We start from the raw sequence: 23,978 nt of genomic DNA on the forward strand, positions 1-23,978 counted from the left end.
CCCTCCACTGTCGCAAGCCGGCCGAGGAGATGCGTGGCGCACGCGCCGGGGCGGCCCGGTCGGCTGGCTCCGCCTCCGGGGTGGGGTCAGGTGTCCGTGCGTGGACGCTCGCTGTCCGTAGCGTCCGGCCCCTCACCCGAGGCGGTGGAGCCGCCGCCCCCGGTTCCGCCGGCACCCGGCTCCCCTGCCGGCGGGCCGCCGGGCGCGGGCCACGGGGGCGTCCCCGGCTGGGGGTGGGACGGCCCGGGCGGAGGGCCCCAGGCGTAGGGCTGGCCGGGACCGGCGGGGCCGGGCCAGTAGCCGCCCCCCTGCGGCGGGACCGGTCGCGGCGGGCGTTCCCGCAGCTCCCGGCGGAGGGCGACCACGGCGGCGGCGGTCACGGCCACGGCCGTGAGGAGGCCGAGCAGCGCCCAGAAGGAGAACGCGTAGCGCAGCGTGTCCATCCAGGCGAACAGCGTCAGGATCGTGGCCAACGCGGAGAGGGTGACGGTCACCGACGACCGCGGGAAGGTCACCACCGACCGGACGAACGCCGGCATCAGCGCCCAGCCCGTGGCGAGCAGGAGCAGCACGAACGCCGAGACGACCAGGCCGTCCTCGAACCCGCTGAAACTGATGCCGAAGGTCGCGTCACCGAACCGCCACCACGGCAGGAAACCGAGCAGCAGGAACAGCAGGGTGCCCCCGGCGACGACGTAGTCGGTGGCCGTGAGCCGCTTCGGGTCGAAGGAGAACTCGGCGCCCGGAGGCCGGCCCTGGGAAGCCGGGCCACCGTAGGGCGCCTGCCCGTACGGCTGCCCGTACTGCGGCGGCCCGTACGGCTGCCCGTACGGGGACTGCCCGTACTGCTGCCCGTACGGCTGCCCGTACGGCTGCCCGTACGGCTGCCCGTACGGCGGCCGCCCGTACGGCGGCTGCCCGTACGGGGGCGGGCCGTAGCCCGGCTGGGCATGGGGCGGCTGGCCGTAGGGCGGCTGACCCCACGGCCGCTGCCCGTACTGCCCACCGGACCCGGGGTACCCGTAGCCGGGCTCGCCGGAGGGTTGCTGGCCGTAGGGCTGCTGGCCGTAGGACTGCTGGCCGTAGGACTGCTGCTCCCCGGGCGGCGGGACGGACTGCTGCCCGTGCCCCGGCTGACCGGCCGGCGCGGAACCCGCCCCGGGCTGGTCCGCGGGCCGTCGCCCCGGGCCCGGTTCCGGCTGCGCGCCGACGGGCCGCTGAGCGTCCTCGGGCGGCTGCGGGGGCTGGCTGGCGGTCACAGGCTCTCCTCCGGATGGAACAGGTGCTCGTTGATCGTGACGGTCGCGGTCACGGACCCGCAATGGCGGACCGGTCCGCGATCCACGCCGGGAACACCGCTGCCCGGCGGCCGCTGTGTGCGGCCGCCGGGCAGGCGACGGGGACGGCTCCGGCCCCGGAGGACGGGCCCCCGTTCAGGAACCGAGCCTTCGCGGCACCGTCAGGAGCCGACGATCTCCCGCATCAGCTTCGCGGTCTCCGACGGGGTCTTGCCCACCCGGACACCGGCGGCCTCGAGGGCCTCCTGCTTCGCCTGGGCCGTGCCGGCCGAGCCCGACACGATGGCGCCCGCGTGGCCCATCGTCTTGCCCTCGGGGGCGGTGAACCCGGCGACGTAGCCGACGACGGGCTTGGTGACGTTGGCCTTGATGAAGTCGGCGGCCCGCTCCTCGGCGTCGCCACCGATCTCACCGATCATCACGATGGCCTCGGTCTCCGGGTCCTCCTGGAAGGCCTGGAGGGCGTCGATGTGCGTGGTGCCGATGACCGGGTCGCCACCGATGCCGATCGCGGTGGAGAAACCGATGTCCCGCAGCTCGTACATCATCTGGTAGGTCAGCGTGCCCGACTTCGACACCAGGCCGATCTTGCCCTGCTTGGTGATGTTGGCCGGGATGATGCCGGCGTTGCTGCGCCCGGGGCTGATCAGGCCGGGGCAGTTCGGCCCGATGATGCGGGTGGCCCCACCCTGGGCGTGCGCCCAGAAGTAGGTCGAGTCGTGCACCGGGATGCCCTCGGTGATGACGACGGCCAGCCCGATCTGGGCGTCCACGGCCTCGATGACGGCGGCCTTGGCGAAGGGCGGCGGCACGAAGATGACGCTGACGTCGGCGCCGGTCTCCTTCATGGCCTCGGCGACGCCGCCGAAGACCGGGACGCTGGTGCCGTCGAAGTCGACCGACTGGCCGGCCTTGCGCGGGTTGACGCCCCCGACGATGGCGGTGCCGGAGGCGAGCATGCGCGACGTGTGCTTCATGCCCTCCGAGCCGGTCATGCCCTGGACGATGACCTTGCTGTTCTCGTTGAGGAAGATCGACATCTGAGTGGTGTCCTGTCCGGAGTCGGGGCGATCAGGCGGCGGCGAGCTCGGCGGCCCGGCGCGCGGCGCCGTCCATCGTGTCCTCGAGGCTGACCAGCGGGTGGTTGGCCTCGGCGAGGATCCGCCGGCCCTCCTCCACGTTGTTGCCGTCGAGGCGGACCACCAGCGGCTTGGTGGCCTGGTCGCCCAGCTGCTGCAGGGCGGCGACGATGCCGTTGGCGACGGCGTCGCAGGCGGTGATCCCGCCGAAGACGTTGACGAAGACGCTCTTCACGGCCGGGTCGGAGAGGATGATCCCGAGACCGTTGGCCATGACCTCGGCCGAGGCGCCGCCACCGATGTCCAGGAAGTTCGCCGGCTTGACGCCGCCGAAGTCCTCACCCGCGTAGGCGACGACGTCGAGGGTGCTCATGACCAGGCCGGCACCGTTGCCGATGATCCCGACCTCGCCCTCGAGCTTGACGTAGTTGAGGTCCTTCTCCTTGGCCGCGGCCTCGAGCGGGTCGGCGGCGGCGGCATCCTCGAGAGCCGCGTGCTCGGCGTGCCGGAAGCCGGCGTTCTCGTCGAGGGTCACCTTGGCGTCGAGCGCCAGGACGGTGCCGTCGGGGGCCTTGGCCAAGGGGTTGACCTCGACCAGGGTGGCGTCCTCCTTGCTGAAGACGTCCCACAGCTGCACGGCGATGGCGATGACCTGGTCGCGGACCTCGGGGGCGAACCCGGCGGCGTCCACGATCTCGGCGGCCTTGGCGGTGTCGACGCCGACGCTGGCGTCGATCGGGATGCGGGCCAGCGCCTCCGGGCGCTCGACGGCGAGCTGCTCGATCTCCACGCCGCCCTCGACGCTGGCCATGGCCAGGAAGGTGCGGTTGGAGCGGTCGAGGAGGTAGGAGAAGTAGTACTCCTCGGCGATGTCGCTGGCCTGGGCCACCATCACGCGGTGCGTGATGTGGCCCTTGATGTCCAGCCCGAGGATGTCCTGGGCGCGCGCCTTGGCGTCCTCGGGGTTGTCGGCGAGCTTGACGCCACCGGCCTTGCCGCGGCCACCGGTCTTCACCTGCGCCTTGACGACGACGGTCTGCCCGATCTCCCGGGCGATCGCCTCCGCCTGCTCAGGAGTCTCGGCGACGCCGCCGGGGAGCACGGGGACACCGTGCGAGGCCAACAGGTCACGGGCCTGGTACTCGAAGAGATCCACGAACAGGGACCGTAGCCCGCCCGAAACCACACCGCTGCCCCGGGCGTACCCCGGACCGCCCCGGCGTGGGGCGCGTCACATCCCGCCTCACCCGTCGGCAGCAGGAACGCGCTGGTCCGGCGCTCGGGCGCCGGCCGGCTCGCCCACGTGGTCGCGCACCCACTCCACGATGTCGGTGGTCGTGGCCCCGGGGGTGAAGATGCCGGTGACGCCGATGCGCCGCAGCTCCGGCACGTCCTCCTCCGGGATGATCCCGCCCCCGAAGACGACGACGTCGTCGACCCCGCGCTCGCGCATCAGCTCGGTGAGCCGGGCGAAGAGCGTCATGTGCGCACCGGACAGGACCGACAGCCCGACGGCGTCGGCGTCCTCCTGCACGACCGTGTCCACGATCTGCTCGGGCGTCTGGTGCAGGCCGGTGTAGACGACCTCCATGCCCGCGTCGCGCAGCGCCCGCGCGACCACCTTGGCGCCCCGGTCGTGCCCGTCCAGGCCTGGCTTGGCGATGACCACCCGGATCCGTTCGTCCACCATGGCGCGCAGCCTAGGGGCAACCGGCCCGTCGAGTGGCGCCGGTCACGCCGGCGTCCGCCGCGCCCGCCAGGTGACCAGCGTCAGCCCGAGCATGGCCAGGCCGACGACGACGAGCCCCATGCCCGGAACGGTCCACACCAGCTCGTCGGAGGAGACCGCGTCCCGCAGGCCGGCCAGGCCCGCCCCGAGCACGGTGACGGCGATCGCCAGGAGCCCGCCGACGGCGGCCAGCCGCGGGCGCAGCGACGGCGCCACCGCCGAGCAGAGCACGATCGCGCCGGCGAGCAGGAGGCCACCGAGCAGGGCGAGGCCGGGCCGCTCGAGCAGTGCCTGCGGCCCCTCGCGGGTCACCACGACCTCCAGCCCCGTCGCCGGATCCGCCCGGATCTCGTCGGGCACGTCGGCCGCGGGCAGGGCCAGGGCGAGGACCGCGGCGACGCCGAGGAGCACGGCCGCGCCGGCCAGCACGGAGCGCAGCGGATCCAGCGCGCCGCGGTCCTCCATCACCGTCCGGCCCCAGGCCACCATGCCGACGACGCCGGCCAGCACGGTGAGCGCCAGGGCGACCACCCCGAGCACCCAGCCGGCACCCACGTCGACGCTGCTGGTGAGCACCCGCTCCCCCGCCAGCACCTCCACCCCGGGACGCGCCGTGGAGCTGCTGCCGCGGTAGATCTCGATGAGCAGCTGGCCGACCGCCAGAGCGCCGGCGACGGCGGCGTAGGCCAGGCCCAGCTTGGGCACCGCGCGGCGGACCAGCGTCACGCCCACGCCGAGGTGGACCGCAGGCACCAGCAGCGCCACCGGGGCGTCACCGAACCCGCGCACCAGACGCAGCTCGTCGCCTCCGACCTGCAGGTAGGGCAGGAAGGGCGCCACGCCGCCGGCCAGCCCGGCGAGGAGGAGCAGCACACCGCAGACGCGCACCGCCGGAGGGACGGTCCCGACCACCACCGCGTCCCCGGGCGGCGCCGGGTCCGGCGCGGTCGGGGCGCCGGCCTTCCGGCGGGCGGTGGCTCGTGCACGGTCGGTCCCGGGACGGGCGGACACGGTTGTTCCCCTTCGCAGCTTCGGTCACGAACCGGCCTCGATCGGCCGGTCGTCGATGACACTTCTGTGACGACCGCCACACATCGGCATTACCGTCGCGTGAACGGAGCACATATCCGTGCGCCGCCGCTGGCGGAAACGACCCGAGCCCGGTACCGCCGGCGGGTTCCACACGGGGAGGGACAGGTCATGGGCTCGTCGAGCGATCCGGACTCCCGCCCAGGGTGGCACACGGGCGCGACCGTCGACGGCACGCCACGAGGCCTGCGCGCACTCTGCTCCCCGACGACGCTGACCGGCGGGCTGACCGAGCTCGCCTGGGTCGGCGCCCACGTCCTCATGTACCCGCTGGGCACGCGGATGGAGCAGCTGCGGCCGGACCCTCGCCAGCGCACCGCCGATCAGCCGGCCACCGTCCGGGCGCTGTTCGCCACCGATCCGCTGGCCGCCCGCACGCCCGTCCTGCTGGTGCACGGGCTGATCGACAACCGGTCGGTGTTCGCCGTGATGCGGCGGAGCCTCCGCAGGCGCGGCTTCGCCCACGTGTGCTCCTGGAACTACAGCCCGTTCCTCACCGACATCGCGCGGGGCGCCGCCGACCTCGGCCGGCACATCGAGCGGATCTGCGAGCAGACCGGTCACGACCGGGTGCACGTCGTCGGCCACAGCCTGGGCGGGCTCATCGCGCGGTACCACGTGCAGCGACAGGGCGGCGACCGCCGGGTGGACTCCCTGGTGACCCTGGGGACGCCCCACCAGGGCTCCATCCTGGCCCACGTGGTGCCCACGCCGCTCGTGCGGCAGCTCCGGCCGGGCTCACCGGTGCTGCAGGAACTCACCGAGCCGGCTCCGGACTGCCGCACCAGGGTCACCGCCGTCTACAGCGACCTCGACCAGATGGTGCTGCCGACGCAGTCCGGGCGGTGCGAGCACCCCGATCTCGACGCCCGCAACGTGCTCGTCCACGGCGTCGGGCACATGTCGCTGCCGATGCACCGGGGGGTCCTGGACGAGGTCGCCGCGACGCTGGCCGGTGTCCGGGACGCGGTGGAGGAACCCGCCCCCGTGGCCGCGGTCGCCTGACCCGGCGGACCTGATCGGCGGTCTGCAGCGGCGGTCCGAGGCGGCGGCGCCCGGCCGGGTCGACAGAGCGTCTTCACGATTCGTGCACATCGCGACACGCACCGTTCGGTGCTTGGACGGTTCCTGACGGATCGTTACGGTCCGATCACGGCGCCGGGCCTCCGGCGGACACCGCACCGCGGACGTCCTCGCCGTCGTCGCTCCCCCGACGAACGCTCCCGAGCGCTCGCCGGAAACGTCGCCCGGGAAGGTCCGCCGTGTCTCTCAGCAGTGCACAGGTGCTCGAGAAGCCGGCTCCGCCCGTCGCGCAGCTGCCGAGGCCCCGGCGCTCCCCGGAGCTCGGCGCAGCGGCACCGGCGCTCGAGACCGGCCCCGCGCCCGTCGCGGAGGCCCCCCGTCGCCGTCGCCGCCTGCCGCACCCGCCGGGCCGCCGGGCGCCCCTGTGGTTCGCCGCCCTGGTGGCCGGCGCCGTCGTCGCCGGGCTGCCCGCCGTCATCGGCGAGGACCGGGACGTCTCCGTGACCGCGTCCGACTACGGGCTCGGTGTGAGCACCGAGGTCAGCTTCAGCGGCGGGCCCGAGGACGCCGAGGCCCGCCGCGGCATCACCGAGGCCGAGGCCCAGGCCCGCCTCAGCGAGCTCGCCGCCTCCCGCGCGGCCCGCCAGCCGCGCACCGTGGCGCCAACCCAGGGCAGGCTCACCACCTGCTTCTGCATGCGCTGGGGCACCATGCACTACGGCCTGGACCTGGCCGCTCCGCTGGGCACCCCCATCCTCGCCGCGACCGACGGCGTGGTGGTCCGGGCCGGCCGGGCGTCCGGTTACGGCAACGCCGTCTACATCCAGGACACCGACGGCAACGTCCACATCTACGGCCACATGCGCTACTACAGCGTCTCCGCCGGCGACGTCGTCACCGCCGGGGACCAGATCGCGAAGGTCGGCAACGAGGGCCAGTCCACCGGTCCCCACCTGCACTACGAGATCCACCGCGGCGGCATGGACGGCCGTCCGATCGACCCGGCCAAGTGGCTCGGCGAGCGCGGCGTGGGGATCTGATCCGCACCGGCGGGTCAGACGACGGTCATCCGCTGGTCGCGGGACACGCCCCTCAGAGCTTCACCAGCGGGGCGTAGCGGAGGACGAGGCGCTTCGTGCCGCCGGAGCCGAAGTCGACCGTGGCCTGGGCCTTGTCCCCCACGCCGGTCACCTCCACCACGGTCCCCAGCCCGAACGCGTCGTGGCTGACCCGGTCGCCGACCTCCACGGAGACGACCTGGCGGTTGCCGGCGCCGCCGCGCAGCCCACCGGTGGACAGCCCCGTGGCCGCCACCCGCGACTGCGCCGACGAGTACCCGGTCGACGGCGCCGGGGGCGGGTCCATGCGCGCCCAGTGGACGGTGTCGGCCGGCAGCTCGTCCAGGAAGCGGGACGGCGGGTTGTAGGCCGGCTGCCCCCAGTTCGTCCGCACCGTCGCGCGGGACAGGAACAGCCGCTGCCGCGCCCGGGTGATGCCGACGTAGGCCAGCCGGCGCTCCTCCTCCAGCTCCCGCGGGTCGCCGAGCGCGCGCAGGTGCGGGAAGACGCCGTCCTCCAGGCCGGTCAGGAACACGACCGGGAACTCCAGGCCCTTCGCGGTGTGCAGGGTCATCAGCGTGACCACGCCGGCCTCGTCGCCCGACACGGGGATCTGGTCGGCATCGGCCACGAGCGAGACCTGCTCGAGGAAGTCGGTGACCGTGCCACCGGGGTTCGCCGCCTCGAACTCCGCGGCGACCGAGATCAGCTCGTTGAGGTTGTCGACGCGGCCCTCGTCCTGGGGATCGGTGCTCGCCTGCAGCTCGGCGAGGTAGCCGGTGCGGTCGAGGATGCTCTCCAGCAGCGCCGCCGGGCCGGACCCGGTCTCGACCAGCTGCTCGAACTCCTCGAGCAGCGCGACGAACTCCTGCAGCGCCTTGAGCGAGCGGGTGGCGAGGTCGGGGACCTCGGCGCACCGCCGCAGCGCCGTGCCGAAGGCGATCCGCTCGCGGTCGGCGAAGGACTCGACGCAGGACTCGGCCTTGTCGCCGATCCCCCGCTTGGGCACGTTGATGATCCGGCGCAGGCTCACCACGTCGGCCGGGTTGGCCACCAGCTTCAGGTAGGCCAGCGCGTCGCGGACCTCCTTGCGCTCGTAGAACCGGACCCCGCCGACGACCTTGTAGGGCATGCCGACCCGGATGAAGACCTCTTCGAACACGCGCGAGGCGTTGTTGGTCCGGTAGAAGACCGCGATGTCCTTCGGCTGCGCCTGGCCCTCGTCGACCAGCGCGTCGATCTGCTCGGCCACCCAGGCGGCCTCGTCGTGCTCGTTGTCGGCGACGTAGCCCTCGATCAGCTCGCCGTCACCGGAGTCGGTCCACAGGCTCTTGGGCCGGCGGCCGGTGTTCCTGGAGATGACCTGGTTGGCCGCCTTCAGGATCCGCTGGGTGGAGCGGTAGTTCTGCTCGAGCAGGATCGTGGTGGCCTGCGGGTAGTCGCGCTCGAACTCGTCGATGTTGCGGATCGTGGCGCCCCGGAACGCGTAGATCGACTGGTCGGCGTCACCGACGACGCACAGCTCCGCCTGCGGGACCGGACCCTCGCCGGTGCCGGTCAGCTCGCGCACCAGCATGTACTGGGCGTGGTTGGTGTCCTGGTACTCGTCGACCAGCACGTGCCGGAACCGGCGGCGGTAGTGCTCCGCGACCTCGGGGAAGGCCTGGAGCAGGTGGACCGTCGTCATGATCAGGTCGTCGAAGTCCATGGCGTGCGCCTCGCGCAGCCGCCGCTGGTAGAGGGTGTACGCCTCCTTGAGCACCTTCTCCGGTGCCGTCTGGGGGCTGAACGCCTCCTCGTCGACCAGCTCGTTCTTCAGGTTGGACACCTGGTTGGCCAGGCTGCGCCCGGGGTAGCGCTTGGCGTCGAGGTCCAGGTCGCGGGCGACCATCGTCATCAGGCGCACCGAGTCGCCCTGGTCGTAGATCGTGAACGACGACTTCATGCCCAGCTTGGCGGCCTCGGCCCGCAGGATGCGCACGCACATCGAGTGGAAGGTCGACACCCACATCGACCGGGCGCGCGGCCCGACCAGCGCGGCCACCCGATCCTTCATCTCGCCGGCGGCCTTGTTGGTGAAGGTGATCGCCAGGATCTCCCCCGGCTGCACCCCCCGGGCGCCGAGCAGGTAGGCGACCCGGTGGGTGAGCACCCGGGTCTTGCCCGACCCGGCGCCGGCGACGATGAGCAGCGGGCTGCCCTCGTGGACGACGGCGTCGCGCTGCGGGCCGTTCAGGCCGGCCAGCATCCGGTCCAGCTCGCGACCGACCGAGCCGGGAGCGGAGCGCGGCAGGGCGGCGGTGCCGGGAAGGGACTGCTGGAGGCTGCTGCTCATGACCCCGCCACTGTAAGCCGGACGGGTGACGCTGCCCTCGGGCCCGCGACCCCCCCTCCGTCCCAGGGCCGCCACCGATGGCGGCGCCGACCGCACGTGTGGCACACTTCCCGACGTGCTCGCCACGGTCAGCTTTTACTACGGTCACCGGGATCCGGTGTCCGTCACCGCTGGCTGAGCACACGCCGCAACAGACGCCCCGGGCCCGAGGAGCCCGGGGCGTTTCTCGTTCTCGGGGTTCCGGGTCCACGAATCAGCGAGGACATCCGATGAGCACCCTCACCGCCCCACCCGCCGCCGGCCCGACCGCCCCCGAGGACCCGACCGAGCGGATCGGCGACCTGCGCGGCGCGATCGACGCCTGCGACGCCGAGATCATCGAGCTCGTGCGGCGCCGGCTGGAGATCTCCCAGGAGATCGGCGCCCTGCGCGCCGCATCCGGAGGCACCCGCCTGTCCCTCTCCCGCGAGCAGCAGGTGCTGGCCCGCTTCCGGGCCGAGCTCGGGCCCGACGGCGCCGCGCTGGGGATGATGCTGCTGCGCCAGGGTCGCGGCCGGCTCTGAGCGCGGTCAGGGACCGCTGCGCCAGACCAGCGAGTCGTCGTCGTCCATCGCCGCGACCTCGAACACGCGGCCGGGGCAGGCGGCGTTCGCCTCGTCGGCCAGGTCCCTGCCCAGCTCCAGCGCGGCCGCCAGGTCGTCGGCGGTGCACTCCGTGACGACGCGCAGCACCGCCCGGTCCGGCTCGCGCCACAGCCGCAGCTCGACGTCGTCGGGACGCAGGACGTCGCGCAGGGCGTCGACCGCGGCGTCGTCCAGCGGAGCCGACGAGCGCAGCGCGAGGGAGAGGGTGTAGTCGGGCACGACCCGAGTCTGCGCGAGCGGGCCGCCCTAGGCTCGGCCGGGTGACCTTCCCCCCGCCCCAGCCGCCGGCCGCCCACGTCGAGCGGGCGCTGTGCGTGCTCGCCCACCCCGACGACGTCGACTTCGGCAGCGCCGGGACGGTGGCCTGCTGGACCGCGGCCGGCACCGAGGTCACCTACCTGATCGTCACCGACGGCGACGCCGGCGGCTTCGACGACACCCCCCGGCAGGAGATGGGGCCGCTGCGCCAGGCCGAGCAGCGGGCGGCCGCGGCGGCGGTGGGCGTCACCGACGTGCGCTTCCTCGGCCACCCGGACGGCCGGCTGGAGCTGACCCTCGACCTGCGCCGCGACATCAGCCGGGTGATCCGGCAGGTCCGGCCGCAGCGGGTGCTCACCAGCTCCCCGGAACGCTTCTGGGACCGGATCGGCGCGAGCCACCCCGACCACATGACCGTGGGCGAGTCGACGCTCCGGGCGGTCTACCCGGACGCCCGCAATCCGTTCGCCTTCCCCGAGCTGCTGGCCGACGAGGGCCTGGAGGCCTGGACGGTGTCCGAGGTGTGGCTCGGCGCCAGCCCGCGCGCCGACCACTGCGTCGACGTCACCGACGTGGTCGACCGCAAGTTCGCCGCCCTGATGAACCACGTCACCCAGGTCAGCCATCTGCCCGAGGGGCAGCTCGAGGAGTTCGTGACCGGGTGGATGCGGCAGACCGCGCGCACCCACGGCCTCCCCGACGGCCGGCTGGCCGAGGCCTTCCACGTCGTCCACACGGCGTGACGTCCGGGGGCCGCCGATGACTTCCCGGCGTCCCGGCGGTCCTCGATGCATGGGAGCGAGCAGCACGACGCAGGCGGCGCAGGTCGAGGCGACGGTCGCCGGTGCGGTCGCCTCCGGGCAGGTGCCGGGCGCCGCGTGGTGGGTGGGCCGGAACGGCGAGCTCGTCACCCGGGGCGCTGGGCCGCCTTCGCCCGGATGCTGCAGGACCGCGGCCGTGGCCCCGCCGGCACCCGGGTGCTGACCGAGGAGGCGGTCCGGGCCATGACCACGGAGCAGGCCGGCCCGGTGGACGACGAGGGCGGTGGGTGGGGTCTGGGCATCGGCGTCCGCCGGACCGACGAGCCGGGCGGCCGGCACACCGGCTCCTACGGGTGGGACGGCGGCCTGGGCAGCTCCTGGTGGACCGATCCGGTCACCGGGGTGACGGCCGTCCTGCTCACCAACCAGATGTGGGCGTCCCCGCAGCCACCGCCGCTGTTCGACGCCTTCCGTTCAGCGGCCTTCGGCGCCTGAGGAGACGACCGCGGTCACGCCGACGGTGCAGTCGACGACCACCGCCTCCCACGGGACGCGGTCCACGGGCAAGATCTGCGGGCATGAGGGAGGACGACTGGGCGGACCTCGTCGAGCGGTTCACCGACGGCGAGGTCACGCGCGGCCACATGTTCGGTTGCCCGGGGCTGCGGACCGGCCGGAGGTTCTTCACGATCCGGTGGGAGGAGCAGCTGGTGCTCAAGCTCCCGGCCGCCCGCATCGCCGATCTCGTGCAGGCGGGGGGCGGCACCCCGTTCGAGCCCATGGAGGGGCGCCGGATGAACGGCTGGATTCTGCTGACCGGCGCCGCCGACACGACCTCGCTGGTCGAGCAGGCCCGCGCGTACGTCACGGAGCAGCACGCCTGACGTTCAGGGCAGCCGGTCGGTGGCCGCCCAGCGGGTGAGCTCCGGCTCCACCTCGGCTCCGCTCCCGGAGCTGATCGCTCACACGGTGAGCACGATCCGGCCCCGCAGGCCGCCGCCTTCCATGGTCCGGTGCGCCTGCGCGGCCTCCGACAGCTCCGCGATCGAGTGGACGCGAGCCGGCAGGGAACCGTCGGTCGTTCGGCGGACCGCCTCGGCGAGCTGCTTCGCGTCCGGCGTCACCAGGACAGCGGTGGTGGTGATCGACCTGACCGGGTCAGGCACCGCAGGGGGGACGACGCCGACGTAGGAGCCACCGTCCGCCACGGCGTCGAGCGCCGCCACCCCGAGCGCGGCCGCGTCGAGCACCACGTCGAAGGCGGCCGGGCGAACCGTGACGGCATGCCCGGAACCCAGGTCAGCGAGGAATGCCTCGTCCGTGGGGCGGGCCAGACCGGTGACCGTGAAGCCGCGCTCCGCCGCCAGCTGGGTGGCGTACCCGCCGACGGCGCCGGCCGCCCCGGTGATCAGCAGGCTCCGCCCGGCGGCCGGTCCCATCAGGTCCAGTGCCTGCATAGCGGTCAGCGAGTTCAGCGGCACGGTGGCCGCCACGACCGGGTCCAGGGCGGGATCGATCTCGGTCACGCAGTCCGCCGGCAGGACCAGGAACTCCGCGTAGGCGCCGAGCGGCTTGTCGACGCCCGGTGACAGCGCCGCGACCGGCGTTCCCTCAGCCAGCGGGACCCCTGCCCCGACGGCGTCCACGGCGCCTGCCAGGTCCCAGCCCAGACCGACCGGGCTCACGGAGACCCAGCCCAGGCGGTGGTACACGCCCGAGCGCGTCTGCAGGTCGACCGGGTTGACCCCGGCTGCAGCCACCCGGACGCGCACCTCGCCGGGGCCGGGCCCGGGGAGGTGCACCTCGTCGAGCAGGAGGGCGTCGGGGCCACCGGGTCGGTGGAGGGTGATGGCGCGCATGGTGGTGCTCCGTCCTGTCTGGGTGGTGTCCGCCGCGGCGGCTGCCTGTCCGGGTGTCATCCGCGGACACCACGAACCCTCACAGCGGCGCTACCCTCTGGGAAGTAGGTACCTCAAAGTGCGTAAGGGGCATGACGGTGGCGACGTCAACGGCGACACAGCGGCGCGCGGCGGACAAGCAGGCCTTCGACACCTACATGGCCGGCTGCCCCAGCCGTCTGCTCCTGGACCGGTTGGCGAACAAGTGGGTGGTCCTGGTGCTGACCGCGTTGGCGCAGGGGCCGTTGCGCACTGCGGCCCTGAGCCGACGCATCGCCGGGGTCAGCCCCAAGATGCTCACGCAGACTCTGAGGTCGCTCGAGGGCGACGGACTGCTCACCCGGACGATCGAACCCACCGTGCCCGTGTCGGTGACCTACGAACTGACCGCTTTGGGACTGTCCCTGCTGCAGGCTGTCTCCCCGCTCAAGGCGTGGGCGGAGGACCACATGTCCGACGTCCTGGCCGCTCGGGACCGGGCAGGGGCCACGTGACCCGGCGCGCGGACGCCCAGGTCACAGCAGGCGGTTCGACGCCGCCCAGCGGGTGAGCTCGTTGCGGTTGGACAGCTGGAGCTTGCGCAGCACGTTCGACGCGTGGGACTCCACCGTCTTGACCGAGATGAACAGCCGCGACCCGATCTCCCGGTAGGTGTAGCCGCGGGCCAGCAGCTGCATCACCTCCCGCTCGCGGGCCGACAGCAGGTCCAGCCCGGGGTCGGTGGCCGGGTCGTCGGCGGGCACGGGGGCGGCGGGGCCGGCGGAGAAGGCGTCGAGCACGAAGCCGGCGAGCCGGGGGCTGAAGACCACGTCGTCCTCGGCGACCCGGCGGACGGCGTCGACCAGGTCGGGGCCGGAGATCGTCTTCGTGACGTAGCCGCGCGCACCGGCGCGGATGACGGCGATGACGTCCTCGGCGGCGTCCGACACCGACAGCGCCAGCCACCGGACGTCGGGCAGCTCGGTGCGCAGGGTCTCCAGCACGGCCCGGCCCCCGCCCCCGGGCATGTGGACGTCGAGCAGGACGACGTCGGGCCGGGTCGCGCGGATGCCGTCGACGGCGGAGGCGACGTCGGCGGCCTCACCGACGACGGTCACCTCGTCCCCGAGCTCCGCCCGCACGCCGGTGCGCACCATCGCGTGGTCGTCGACCACGAACACCCGCGGGGTCACGCGGTGGTCCTCCGCTCGCTCGCACGTCCCTGTCCGCTCGCGGTGCTCCCGCGGGGCGCTCGCCTCCTCGCCCTGGAGCCGAGCCCGCCTCCGCGGTCGGGGCGCTCCTCGCTCGTTCCTCGCTGCGGTGCTTCCGCCCTCTCGGCGACCGCCTCGCCGCGATGCTCACGGGGCCTGACGGGCAGGATCAGCTCCACCTCGGTCCCCTCCCCCGGCCTGGACCGGACCTGGGCCGTACCGCCCAGGTGGACGAGCCGGCCGTGCACCGAGTCGCGCAGTCCGCGCCGGTCGTCGGGAACCGTAGCCGGATCGAAGCCCGCGCCACGGTCGCGCACGAACACCGACACCTGCGCGGGCGTCACCTCGGTGTAGAGGTCCGCGCTCGTGGCACCGGAGTGCTTCGCCGCGTTGACGAGGGCCTCGCGGGTGGCGGCGCCCAGCGCGGCCAGCGCCTCGTCGACGGGGGCGTCGCCGACGACGACGGGGTCGACGGTCAGCGCGTGATCGGCCTCCACCTCCGCGACCATCCCGGCGACCAGGCCGGCCCAGGTGCCGCCCTCGCGCACCGCGGCCGGGTCGTAGAGCCACGCCCGGAGCTCGCGCTCCTGGCTGCGGGCCAGTCGGCTGACCGCCTGCGGCTCCTCGGCGTTGCGCTGGATGAGCGCGAGGGTCTGCAGCACCGAATCGTGCAGGTGCGCGGCGACGGCGGCCCGCTCCTCCGACCGGACGCGGGCCGCGCGCTCGTCGGCACGGGAGTCGAGGAGCCGACGCCACAGCGGCGCCGTCGCCAGCACCACGCCGGTGAGGATCAGCAGGGTCGCGGCGAACCCGTTCCGGGCGTTGGCCAGCTGCCCCGTGGTGGCGAGCAGGAACACCAGCCCGATCCCGGCGACGGCGACCCCACCGGCCAGGGCCCAGCGCACCCCGGGGACGGCGAGCGTGCGGTCGGTGTCCAGCTGCCGCCAGATGACCGCCAGGCCCCCGGCCAGCAGGACCAGCGGGAGCACGACGTCGCTGCTGGTCCATGCGCTGAGCTGGCCGAGCAGGCTGACGGCGACGAGCCCGAGGACGACCAGCACGAACCACTGCCGGAACCCGGCCGGCCGCCAGCCGGCGGCGATCTGGTCCGGGTCCTCGCCGGGAGCGGCCACCGGCATGGTCATCCAGAGCAGGGCGTAGGCGATGACCCCGAGCCCGGTCGTGGCCAGCAGCACGAACGCCACCCGCACGACCAGCGGGTCCTGCCGCAGGTGTGCCGCGGTGCCCGCCGCGACGCCGGCCAGCACCCGCCCGTCCCGCGGGCGCGCCAGCGGTGGGCGCGGCGGAGCTGCGGCGGGCGTGGTCACGATGTCGATCGTCGCACCGTCCGCGGCCCGGCCGACACGGGGAATCACCCCGGAAGAGGAACCAGGGTCGGGTCGGGGGGTTCCCTGATGGTCAGGGGGCGACGCGGTCGGCAGGCTCTGTGGCATGACATCTCCACCTCCTCCTGCGCCACCCGCCGTGGAGGCGCCCGGCTGGGAGCCCCCGCCGGCCCGTCCGCAGCTGCGCCGCAACCGCACCGACAAGGTCATCGGCGGCGTCAACGGCGGCCTGGCCGAGTACACCGGCATCGATCCGCTGCTGTGGCGCGTCGGCTTCGTCGCCCTCGCGCTCGCCGGCGGCACCGGCGTCCTGGTCTACCTGCTGCTGTGGCTGCTCATGCCGGCCGGACCCGAGGCGAGCGGCGTCCCGTCCCCCGGGCAGCCGGCCGCCGCTCCGGGGACCCGTGGGCCCGTGGCCCCCCGATCCCCGGTCCCCGGCCTGACGCTGGCCGTGCTGCTCATCGCGCTGGGCGTGCTGGCGCTGATCGCGCAGCTCACCGGCTGGGACGTCGGCGCCGTCGGATACCTCGGCACGGCGCTGCTGGTGGTGGGTGCCGGTCTGGTGGCCGCCGCCTTCACCGGCGGCCGGCGGGCACGCGGCGGGCTGATCACCGTCGGGGTGATCCTGGCGCTGGCGCTGGCCATCGCGGAAGGCGCTCCCTCGGACAGCGGCGTGGGCGACCGCACGTACCGCCCGCAGACGGTGGTGGACCTGCGCGACGTCTACCGGGGCGGTGTCGGTGACCTGACCCTCGACCTGTCCGACATCCCGGTGGCCGGCCTCGACGAGGCCCTCGACGTCGGCGTCGAGAACGGCGTCGGCGACGTCGCGGTGATCCTGCCGCGCTCCGCCGATGTCCGCGTCCGGGTCGACCAGGGCCTCGGTGAGGTGACGGTCTTCGGTGGCCGCGAGAACGCGACCCGGTACTACCCGGGCGAGGGGCCGGCGTCCTGGACGGACGACGGCGAGCCGGAGTTCGAGCTGAGCATCGACGGCGGTATCGGAGAGGTGGAGGTGTCCCGTGGCTGACTACAGCGAGTTCCCGACCACGCCGACCAGGTGGCAGGAGCAGGAGTGGCAGGCGGTGATGCCCCTGTCGACGGAGGACCCGCCCCAGCCGGAGCCCCGCCGGAAGGCCGATCTGGTCGCGCTGGTGCCCGGAGTTCTCTTCATCGTCCTGGCGATCTCGACGATGGCCGGCCTGAGCCTGCCCCTCGGGCTGTTCGACGACGGCGGTCTGCTCTGGCTGGCGCTGGTGGGCGTCGGGGCCGCGCTCCTGGCGAAGGAGCTGCGCAAGACACGCAACCGCGGCTGACCGGCCGGGAGAGGTGGACCGCGAGGGCCCGGGAGCGAACGCTCCCGGGCCCTCGGCGCGCTCACCCCACGAGAGCGAGGACGACCGTTCCCACGTAGATCAGCGGGATGGAGACACCCTCGAAGCCGACCCACTTCCGGTCGCGCATGAGCAGACCGGCGGCCAGCACCGCGGCCATGACCAGCGTGCCGCCGACGAGGACCAGGCTGGTCGGGCCGGCGTCCCGGTAGATCGGTCCCTCGAGGTAGCCCACGTCGGCCACGGAGATCATCAGGATGTCGTAGACGTTGCCGCCGACGATGTTGCCGACGCCGAGCGTGAGCTGGCCCATCCGCACGGCGGTCAGCAGGACCACCAGCTCGGGCAGCGAGCTGACCGCCGTGGTGAGGGTGAAGCCCACGACGCCGCTGTCGAGCCCGGCCCGGGCGATCACGCTCAGCCCGGCCCGGCCCACGAGCCAGCCGGCGACACCGGTCACCAGCCCGAGCGCCGCGAGCAGGCCCCACAACCGGGCGGTGGGGCGCTCGTCGCCGTTGCCGTTCCGCTCGCCGCCGTCCTCGTCCTCGCCGTCCCCGTTTCCGTTGCCGTTGCCGTCGCCGGCGCCCTCGTCGTCGTCGGCGGTCTGGTCGGTGTGCACCGGCACCCACATGGGCTGCTGCTTCATCCGCCGGAGCAGCGTCAACCCGTAGGCGTAGAGGGCGGGGATCAGCAGCGTCATCGGGTGGATCCAGCCCAGCTGGAGATCGGGCGTGGCGTAGGCGACGACCGGGACCGCGAGCATCGCGATGAGCAGGACCGACTGGAGCACGTTCTGCAGGGAGGCGGCCGCGTGCTCGAGGTTGACCCGGCGGTAGAGCAGGTCGGCGATCGCCAGCCAGACGGTCTGGAGCGCGATGCCGCCGATCGGGTTCGCCAGGGCGAACCCGGCGTCGCCCTCCAGGGCACCGGTGAGCACGGTGACGTTGCCCGGCAGCGAGGTGACCGCACCCAGCAGCAGGGCACCGCCGATGGCGTCACCGAGGCCGGTGCGTTCGGCGAGGGAGTCGGCGACGCGGGTCAGCCGGACCCCAGCGATCACGATGACGACCGCCATCGCGGCGAGGACGCCCAGGCTCGGCAGAAGTGGCCAGGGCGAGGAGGTCACTCGTTCCTCCGGTGGTCCTCGACGGTGTGGCCGGCGTCGAGAAGATCACAACCGCCGGGATCCGGCTCGTCGAGGCCTCGATCAGGTGACCGGAGGTCCCGTCCTCGTGGATGTCCGCGCCGATCCCGGGGCGGCCACGCGCGCGCAGAAGTCGAGTGCCCGCTCCCACAGCACCTCGGTGGCCGCCGCGTCGTACTCGGCGGGCAGGCTCGGGTCGGTGAACAGGTGGCCGGTCCCCGGGTGGTCGTGGACCTCGATCCCGGCGCCCGCGCGGCGGGCATCGGCGACCACCGAGTCGATCCACTCCTGCTGCCGGAACGGATCGCCCTCGGTGTAGTGCAGCTGGGCCGGCAGCCCCTGCGGCCAGCGATCGACGCCCAGCATCTGCAGCGGCAGCGCGCCGGAGAACAGCAGCAGGCCGGCGCACCGCCGCTGCGTGGCGACGAACTCCGCCATCCCCGCACCGTTGGAGAAGCCGGCGGCGACGAAGCCCTCCGGCAGGCCGGCCACGGCATCGAGGGCCGCGCTCATGAGCACCGGGTAGCCGATCTTCCCGGCGTGTGCGCCGGCCGTCTCGTAGTCGTCGAACACCAGGCCGTCGTACTGGTCGACGACCAGGACGTCGTGCCCGGCGCTGCGCAGCCGTTCGGCCGCCGCCGTGATCCCGGGCCGGACGCCGAGGACGGAGTGGAAGAGCGCGATGTCGGTCATGGGAACACCGTGCCGCGCACCTGGTGACACCGTCCTGTCACCGTTTCTGCCACGATCCGGCGCATGAACCGGACGGACCGGATGCACGCCGTATCCGAGGAACTCCGCCGCGCCGGGGCGCGGGGGCGGACGGCGCAGCGGCTGGCCGACTGGCTGGAGGTCTCGCCCCGCACGATCAAGCGGGACGTCGCCGCGCTGCAGCAGGCCGGGGTGCCGATCTGGGCGACCGCCGGCCCCGGTGGCGGTTACGTGCTCGACGCCGCCGCGACGCTGCCGCCGGTCAACCTCACGCCCGCGCAGGCGGTGGCGCTGGCGGTCGCGCTGGCCGGGGCGTCGGAGGCCCCGTTCGCCGCGGACGGCCGGGCCGCGCTGGAGAAGGTCCTCGACGTCATGGGCCCGGGCGCACGGGAGGCCGCCCAGGACCTCGGCGGCCGGGTCTGGGTGCGCGGTGGCGACCGGCGGCGGCCGGGTCCGGCGTCCGTCGTCGAGGAGGCGCTCCTGCGACGGCGCGTGGTCGCCATCCGCTACCGGGACGACGCCGGCACCCTGTCCCGCCGCCGGGTGGAGCCGCACCTGCTCGCCCGCACCGGTGACCGGTGGTACCTGGTCGCGTGGTGCCGGCTGCGGGAGGCCCCGCGGTGGTTCCGCTGGGACCGGATCGAGGCCGCCGATCTCACCACCGAGGCGGCTCCGGAACGGGACCCCGGCGTGTACGGGACACCCCCGCCCGACGCGCACGCGGTACGGGTCCCGAGCACCCCCTAGTCACCCCGGCGGGAGGACGGGGTCTACTCCCACTCGATGGTGCCCGGCGGCTTGCTCGTCACGTCGAGGGTGACCCGGTTGATCTCCTCGACCTCGTTGGTGATCCGCGTGGAGATCCGCGCGAGCACGTCGTAGGGCAGGCGGGTCCAGTCGGCGGTCATGGCGTCCTCGCTGGACACCGGGCGCAGCACCACCGGGTGGCCGTAGGTGCGGCCGTCGCCCTGGACCCCCACCGACCGGACGTCGGCCAGCAGCACCACGGGGCACTGCCAGATCTCGCGGTCCAGGCCGGCGGCGGTGAGCTCCGCGCGCACGATCGAGTCGGCCTGGCGGAGGATGTCCAGCCGTTCCTGGGTCACCTCGCCGATGATGCGGATGCCGAGGCCCGGGCCGGGGAACGGCTGCCGCCACACCAGCGTCTCGGGCAGGCCCAGCTGCAGCCCCACCTCGCGCACCTCGTCCTTGAACAGCGTCCGCAGCGGTTCGACGAGGGTGAAGGTGAGGTCCTCGGGCAGGCCGCCGACGTTGTGGTGGCTCTTGATGTTCGCGGTCCCGCTGCCGCCGCCGGACTCGACGACGTCGGGGTAGAGCGTGCCCTGCACCAGGAAGTCGACCGTCTCGCCGTGGGCCTTCGCGTCGGAGACGACGTCGAGCGCCGCCTGCTCGAACACCCGGATGAACTCGCGGCCGATGATCTTCCGCTTCTCCTCGGGGTCGCTGACCCCGGCGAGCGCGGAGAGAAACTGCTCCCGGGCGTCCACCACCCGCAGGTCGGCACCGGTGACGGCGACGAAGTCGCGCTCGATCTGCTCGGTCTCGCCCTCGCGCATCAGCCCGTGGTCGACGTAGACGCAGGTCAGCCGGTCCCCGATCGCCCGCTGCACCAGCGCCGCCGCGACGGCGGAGTCGACGCCGCCCGAGAGCGCGCACAGCGCCCGGCGGTCGCCGACCTGGGTGCGGATCCGCTCGACCTGCTCCTCGACGACGTTGGCCATCGTCCAGGTGGGCTCGAGCCCCGCGATGTCGAACAGGAAGTGCTCGAGCACCGTCTGCCCGTGCGCGGTGTGCCGCACCTCGGGGTGGAACTGCACCCCGGCGAGGCGGCGGTCGACGTCCTCGAACGCGGCGACCGGCGCACCGGTCGACGTGGCGGTGACGGTGAACCCGGGCGGGGCCGCGCTGACGGCGTCGCCGTGGCTCATCCAGACGTTCTGCTCGACCGGCAGGTCGCCGAACAGCCGCGCCTGCGTGGTCACGGTCAGCGGCGTGCCGCCGTACTCGCGGTCGCCGGTGCGGGCGACGGTGCCGCCGAGCGAGGCGGCCATCGCCTGGAAGCCGTAGCAGATGCCGAAGGCCGGCACGCCCGACTCGAACAGCGTCGGGTCGACCTTCGGCGCCTCCGGGGCGTACACGCTCGACGGACCACCGGAGAGCACGATCGCGGCCGGCTTGCGGGCCACGATCTCCTCGGCCGGGACCTCCGACGAGACGATCTCGGAGTAGACCCCGGCCTCACGGATGCGCCGGGCGATCAGCTGCGCGTACTGGGCGCCGAAGTCGACCACCAGGACGGTCGGGAAGTCCACGCTCAGCCGCCGATCACGAGGTCGACGCGCTGGAACTCCTTGAGGTCCCGGTAACCGGTCTTGGCCATCGTGCGGGCCAGCGCGCCGAAGAGGTTGGTGCGGCCGTCGGCGGACCCGGCCGGGCCCAGCAGCACCTGCTCCAGCGAGCCGGCGGGCTCGATCGGCGCGGAGGTGGCGCCGCGGGGCAGCCGCGGGTGCGCCGCCACGGAGTCCCACCAGACCCCACCGGCGGGGGCCTCGGCGGCGACCCGCAGCGGCTCCCCGAGCTGGACGGCGTCGGCGCCGCAGGCCAGCGCGCGGGCGATCGCGCCGCTGGTCTCGATCCGGCCGTTGGCGATGACGTGCACGTACCGGCCACCGGTCTCGTCGAGGTAGTCCCGGCGGGCCGCGGCGGCGTCGGCGATCGCGCTCGCCAGCGGGACGCGGATGCCCATCACCGAGTCGGTCGTGGAGTAGGTGTCGGCACCGACGCCGACGATGACGCCGGCCGCGCCCGTGCGCATCAGGTGCAGCGCGGTCGTGTAGTTCGCCGCCCCGCCCACGATCACCGGGACGTCGAGGTCGGCGATGAACTCCTTGAGGTTGAGCGCGTCGCCCTGGGAGGTCACGTGCTCGGCGGAGACGATCGTGCCCTGGATGACCAGCAGGTCGACCCCGGCCGAGAGCGCGGTCGGGGCGAGCTGCTCGGTGTGCTGCGGCGAGATCCGGATCGCCGTCGTCACCCCCGCGTCGCGCATCTCCTTGATGCGGGCGGCGATCAGGTCGGCCTTCACCGGCTCGGCGTAGACCTCCTGGAGCAGCGCCACCGGCGGGGCGCCGGCCGCGGCCGCCTCGGCGATCCGGCGGTACACCCGTGCGGGGTCGTCGTACCGGGCCCACAGGCCCTCACCGTTGAGCACGCCGAGGCCGCCGGCCTGACCGACCGCGATGGCGGTCGCCGGGCTGACGACGGCGTCGCTCGGGCTGGTGACGAGCGGGATGTCGAAGCGGAAGGCGTCGATCTGCCAGGCAGTCGAGACGTCGTCGACGTCACGGGTGCGCCGGGACGGGACGATCGAGACCTCGTCCAGGTCGTAGCCCCGGCGGGCGAAGCGGTTCAGGCCGATCTCCACGGTGTCGCGCACGCTCATGCTCAGCGCCCCCGGTAGTTCGGTGCCTCGACGGTCTGGCTGGATGACATGTGCCGAATGCTCATCTCGGTCACCGGCCCCGGTAGTTGGGGGCTTCGACGGTCATTTGAATATCGTGCGGGTGGCTCTCGACCAGCCCGGCGGACGTGATGCGGGTCAGCTGTCCGCGCTCCTTGAGATCGGCGATGGTGGCCGCTCCGGCGTAGCCCATGGAGGCCTGCAGGCCGCCCACGAGCTGGTGGGCGACGCCGGCCAGCGCCCCGCGGTAGGGCACCTGGCCCTCGATGCCCTCGGGAACGAGCTTGTCGTCGGAGAGGACGTCGTCGGCGAAGTACCGGTCGCGGCTGAACGACTGGTTCCCGCGCTTCTGCATGGCGCCCAGCGAGCCCATGCCGCGGTAGGTCTTGTACTGCTTCCCGTTCATGAACACCAGCTCGCCCGGCGCCTCCTCGACACCGGCGAACAGCCCACCGATCATCACCGTGTCGGCGCCGGCGACGAGCGCCTTGGCGATGTCACCGGAGTACTGCAGCCCGCCGTCGGCGATGACCGGCACACCGGCCGGACCGGCGGCCAGCCACGCCTCGTAGATGGCGCTGATCTGCGGCACCCCGACGCCCGCGACCACGCGGGTGGTGCAGATGGAGCCGGGCCCGACCCCCACCTTGACCGCGTCGACACCGGCCTCGACCAGCGCCTGGGCGCCGGCGCGGGTGGCGACGTTGCCGCCGACGACCTCCACGCCGTTCTCGCCGCCGAAGTCCTTCTTCACCCGCGCGACCATCTCCAGCACCGCCCGCTGGTGGCCGTGCGCGGTGTCGACGACGAGCACGTCGACTCCCGCGTCGACCAGCAGGCCGGCCCGCTTGTAGGCGTCCTCGCCCACGCCGAGCGCGGCACCCACGACCAGCCGGCCGTCGGCGTCCTTGGTGCTCAGCGGGAACTGGTCGCGCTTGACGAAGTCCTTGACGGTGATCAGCCCGCGCAGCCGGCCGGCGTCGTCGACCAGCGGCAGCTTCTCGATCTTGTGCTTGGACAGCAGGCCCAGCGCCGTGTCGGCGTCCACACCCACCGGGGCGGTGACCAGCGGCATCGGCGTCATGACGTCGCGCACGAGCCGGTTCTGGTCGGTCTCGAAGCGCATGTCGCGGTTGGTCACGATGCCGACCAGGACGCCGTCGGCGTCGACCACGGGGGCGCCGGAGATCCGATAGCGGGCCGACAGGGCGTCGACCTCGGCCAGGGTGCTGTCCGGGGAGCAGGTGACCGGGTTGGTGACCATGCCGGCCTCCGACCGCTTGACCAGGTCGGCCTGGCCGGCCTGCTCCTCGGCCGAGAGGTTGCGGTGCAGCACGCCCATGCCACCGACGCGGGCCATGGCGATGGCCATGCGCGCCTCGGTGACGGTGTCCATCGCGCTGGACAGCAGCGGGACGGCGAGGGTGATCCGGCGGGTCACCCGGCTGCTGGTGTCCACCTCGGCGGGGACGACGTCGGAGGCTCCCGGGACGAGGAGGACGTCGTCGTAGGTGAGCCCGAGGCGGGCGAACTTCGCCGGCAGCTCGGGCACGGAGTCGGGCTGCATGTGCGCGGCCACCCTTCGGGGCAGATCGGGTCG

25 protein-coding genes are annotated in these 23,978 nt (G+C 73.7%); 10 read left to right on the forward strand and 15 right to left on the reverse strand.

All coding sequences use genetic code 11. The features are described from left to right. Window positions 1-86 precede the first annotated feature (86 nt). From ABDB74_RS17680 to ABDB74_RS17700, 5 genes are all read right to left on the reverse strand, one after another. Complete coding sequence (locus ABDB74_RS17680; protein WP_346620074.1) at window positions 87-1,259, reverse strand: hypothetical protein; 1,173 nt, start codon at window positions 1,257-1,259, stop codon at window positions 87-89. A gap of 200 nt (window positions 1,260-1,459) precedes the next feature. Further along, a complete protein-coding gene (sucD, locus tag ABDB74_RS17685; protein WP_346620075.1) occupies window positions 1,460-2,338 on the reverse strand; it encodes a succinate--CoA ligase subunit alpha in 879 nt (292 codons plus the stop codon). Window positions 2,339-2,369: 31 nt separating this feature from the next. Next, window positions 2,370-3,533, reverse strand: coding sequence for an ADP-forming succinate--CoA ligase subunit beta (gene sucC, locus ABDB74_RS17690; RefSeq protein ID WP_346620076.1), 1,164 nt, complete (start codon window positions 3,531-3,533; stop codon window positions 2,370-2,372). 87 nt (window positions 3,534-3,620) lie between these two features. After that, window positions 3,621-4,067: a cobalamin B12-binding domain-containing protein gene (locus tag ABDB74_RS17695; RefSeq protein WP_346620077.1), complete on the reverse strand. Its 447-nt coding sequence runs from the start codon at window positions 4,065-4,067 to the stop codon at window positions 3,621-3,623. A gap of 42 nt (window positions 4,068-4,109) precedes the next feature. Then, window positions 4,110-5,117 carry a hypothetical protein gene (locus ABDB74_RS17700; RefSeq protein WP_346620078.1) on the reverse strand — a complete coding sequence of 336 codons (1,008 nt, stop codon included), beginning with the start codon at window positions 5,115-5,117 and terminating at the stop codon, window positions 4,110-4,112. A gap of 189 nt (window positions 5,118-5,306) precedes the next feature. On the opposite strand from ABDB74_RS17700, the gene ABDB74_RS17705 reads away from it, so the two are divergent. Beyond that, window positions 5,307-6,200, forward strand: a complete 894-nt coding sequence (locus tag ABDB74_RS17705; protein WP_346620079.1) for an alpha/beta fold hydrolase — start codon at window positions 5,307-5,309, stop codon at window positions 6,198-6,200. Window positions 6,201-6,457: 257 nt separating this feature from the next. Next, on the forward strand, window positions 6,458-7,258 hold the full coding sequence (locus ABDB74_RS17710) for a M23 family metallopeptidase (RefSeq protein WP_346620080.1): 801 nt from the start codon (window positions 6,458-6,460) through the stop codon (window positions 7,256-7,258). 52 nt (window positions 7,259-7,310) lie between these two features. On the opposite strand, the gene pcrA is transcribed toward ABDB74_RS17710, so the two are convergent. Continuing rightward, on the reverse strand, window positions 7,311-9,611 hold the full coding sequence (gene pcrA / locus ABDB74_RS17715; RefSeq protein WP_346620081.1) for a DNA helicase PcrA: 2,301 nt from the start codon (window positions 9,609-9,611) through the stop codon (window positions 7,311-7,313). 269 nt (window positions 9,612-9,880) lie between these two features. Here pcrA and ABDB74_RS17720 point away from each other — a divergent pair, with 269 nt between their 5' ends. Then, window positions 9,881-10,174, forward strand: a complete 294-nt coding sequence (locus ABDB74_RS17720) for a chorismate mutase (RefSeq protein WP_346620082.1) — start codon at window positions 9,881-9,883, stop codon at window positions 10,172-10,174. A 6-nt stretch (window positions 10,175-10,180) separates the two neighbouring features. On the opposite strand, the gene ABDB74_RS17725 is transcribed toward ABDB74_RS17720, so the two are convergent. Beyond that, the gene (locus ABDB74_RS17725) at window positions 10,181-10,474 is read right to left on the reverse strand and encodes a hypothetical protein (protein ID WP_346620083.1); all 294 of its coding nucleotides are present in this window, start codon (window positions 10,472-10,474) and stop codon (window positions 10,181-10,183) included. A gap of 41 nt (window positions 10,475-10,515) precedes the next feature. Here ABDB74_RS17725 and ABDB74_RS17730 point away from each other — a divergent pair, with 41 nt between their 5' ends. From ABDB74_RS17730 to ABDB74_RS17740, 3 genes are all read left to right on the forward strand, one after another. Continuing rightward, window positions 10,516-11,256 (forward strand): PIG-L deacetylase family protein, encoded by a 741-nt coding sequence (locus tag ABDB74_RS17730; RefSeq protein WP_346620084.1) that lies wholly within the window; start codon window positions 10,516-10,518, stop codon window positions 11,254-11,256. Window positions 11,257-11,301: 45 nt separating this feature from the next. After that, window positions 11,302-11,769, forward strand: a complete 468-nt coding sequence (locus ABDB74_RS17735; protein ID WP_346620085.1) for a serine hydrolase — start codon at window positions 11,302-11,304, stop codon at window positions 11,767-11,769. An 83-nt stretch (window positions 11,770-11,852) separates the two neighbouring features. After that, window positions 11,853-12,158 (forward strand): TfoX/Sxy family protein, encoded by a 306-nt coding sequence (locus ABDB74_RS17740; protein ID WP_346620086.1) that lies wholly within the window; start codon window positions 11,853-11,855, stop codon window positions 12,156-12,158. 78 nt (window positions 12,159-12,236) lie between these two features. Here the strand turns inward: ABDB74_RS17740 and ABDB74_RS17745 are convergent, their stop codons facing one another. After that, entirely contained in the window at window positions 12,237-13,133 is an 897-nt protein-coding gene (locus ABDB74_RS17745) for an NADP-dependent oxidoreductase (RefSeq protein ID WP_346620087.1), read from the reverse strand. A gap of 137 nt (window positions 13,134-13,270) precedes the next feature. Here ABDB74_RS17745 and ABDB74_RS17750 point away from each other — a divergent pair, with 137 nt between their 5' ends. Beyond that, a complete protein-coding gene (locus ABDB74_RS17750; protein ID WP_346620088.1) occupies window positions 13,271-13,666 on the forward strand; it encodes a helix-turn-helix domain-containing protein in 396 nt (131 codons plus the stop codon). A gap of 21 nt (window positions 13,667-13,687) precedes the next feature. On the opposite strand, the gene ABDB74_RS17755 is transcribed toward ABDB74_RS17750, so the two are convergent. Beyond that, window positions 13,688-14,344: a response regulator transcription factor gene (locus tag ABDB74_RS17755; RefSeq protein ID WP_346620089.1), complete on the reverse strand. Its 657-nt coding sequence runs from the start codon at window positions 14,342-14,344 to the stop codon at window positions 13,688-13,690. Beyond that, the gene (locus ABDB74_RS17760) at window positions 14,341-15,690 is read right to left on the reverse strand and encodes a PspC domain-containing protein (protein ID WP_346620090.1); all 1,350 of its coding nucleotides are present in this window, start codon (window positions 15,688-15,690) and stop codon (window positions 14,341-14,343) included. Before ABDB74_RS17760 ends, ABDB74_RS17755 begins: the two co-directional genes overlap by 4 nt. Before the next feature lie 124 nt (window positions 15,691-15,814). Between ABDB74_RS17760 and ABDB74_RS17765 the strand changes: the two genes are divergently transcribed. Together ABDB74_RS17765 and ABDB74_RS17770 are read left to right on the forward strand one after the other, a co-directional pair. After that, the gene (locus ABDB74_RS17765; protein WP_346620091.1) at window positions 15,815-16,738 is read left to right on the forward strand and encodes a PspC domain-containing protein; all 924 of its coding nucleotides are present in this window, start codon (window positions 15,815-15,817) and stop codon (window positions 16,736-16,738) included. Continuing rightward, a complete protein-coding gene (locus tag ABDB74_RS17770; protein WP_346620092.1) occupies window positions 16,731-17,024 on the forward strand; it encodes a hypothetical protein in 294 nt (97 codons plus the stop codon). Before ABDB74_RS17765 ends, ABDB74_RS17770 begins: the two co-directional genes overlap by 8 nt. A 61-nt stretch (window positions 17,025-17,085) precedes the next feature. On the opposite strand, the gene ABDB74_RS17775 is transcribed toward ABDB74_RS17770, so the two are convergent. Both ABDB74_RS17775 and ABDB74_RS17780 read right to left on the reverse strand, forming a co-directional pair. Further along, complete coding sequence (locus tag ABDB74_RS17775) at window positions 17,086-18,168, reverse strand: sodium:calcium symporter (protein WP_346620093.1); 1,083 nt, start codon at window positions 18,166-18,168, stop codon at window positions 17,086-17,088. An 81-nt stretch (window positions 18,169-18,249) separates the two neighbouring features. After that, window positions 18,250-18,879 carry a dienelactone hydrolase family protein gene (locus tag ABDB74_RS17780; RefSeq protein ID WP_346620094.1) on the reverse strand — a complete coding sequence of 210 codons (630 nt, stop codon included), beginning with the start codon at window positions 18,877-18,879 and terminating at the stop codon, window positions 18,250-18,252. Between the two features lie 63 nt (window positions 18,880-18,942). On the opposite strand from ABDB74_RS17780, the gene ABDB74_RS17785 reads away from it, so the two are divergent. After that, window positions 18,943-19,644, forward strand: coding sequence for a WYL domain-containing protein (locus ABDB74_RS17785; protein WP_346620095.1), 702 nt, complete (start codon window positions 18,943-18,945; stop codon window positions 19,642-19,644). Between the two features lie 23 nt (window positions 19,645-19,667). On the opposite strand, the gene guaA is transcribed toward ABDB74_RS17785, so the two are convergent. The 3 genes from guaA to guaB form a co-directional block, all read right to left on the reverse strand. Then, a complete protein-coding gene (gene guaA, locus ABDB74_RS17790; RefSeq protein WP_346620096.1) occupies window positions 19,668-21,230 on the reverse strand; it encodes a glutamine-hydrolyzing GMP synthase in 1,563 nt (520 codons plus the stop codon). Window positions 21,231-21,232: 2 nt separating this feature from the next. Continuing rightward, window positions 21,233-22,360, reverse strand: a complete 1,128-nt coding sequence (locus ABDB74_RS17795) for a GuaB3 family IMP dehydrogenase-related protein (protein ID WP_346620097.1) — start codon at window positions 22,358-22,360, stop codon at window positions 21,233-21,235. Between the two features lie 70 nt (window positions 22,361-22,430). Beyond that, the gene (gene guaB / locus ABDB74_RS17800) at window positions 22,431-23,945 is read right to left on the reverse strand and encodes an IMP dehydrogenase (protein WP_346620098.1); all 1,515 of its coding nucleotides are present in this window, start codon (window positions 23,943-23,945) and stop codon (window positions 22,431-22,433) included. Window positions 23,946-23,978: the final 33 nt, after the last annotated feature.

Source organism: Blastococcus sp. HT6-4, from assembly GCF_039679125.1.
Lineage (GTDB): Bacteria > Actinomycetota > Actinomycetes > Mycobacteriales > Geodermatophilaceae > Blastococcus > Blastococcus montanus.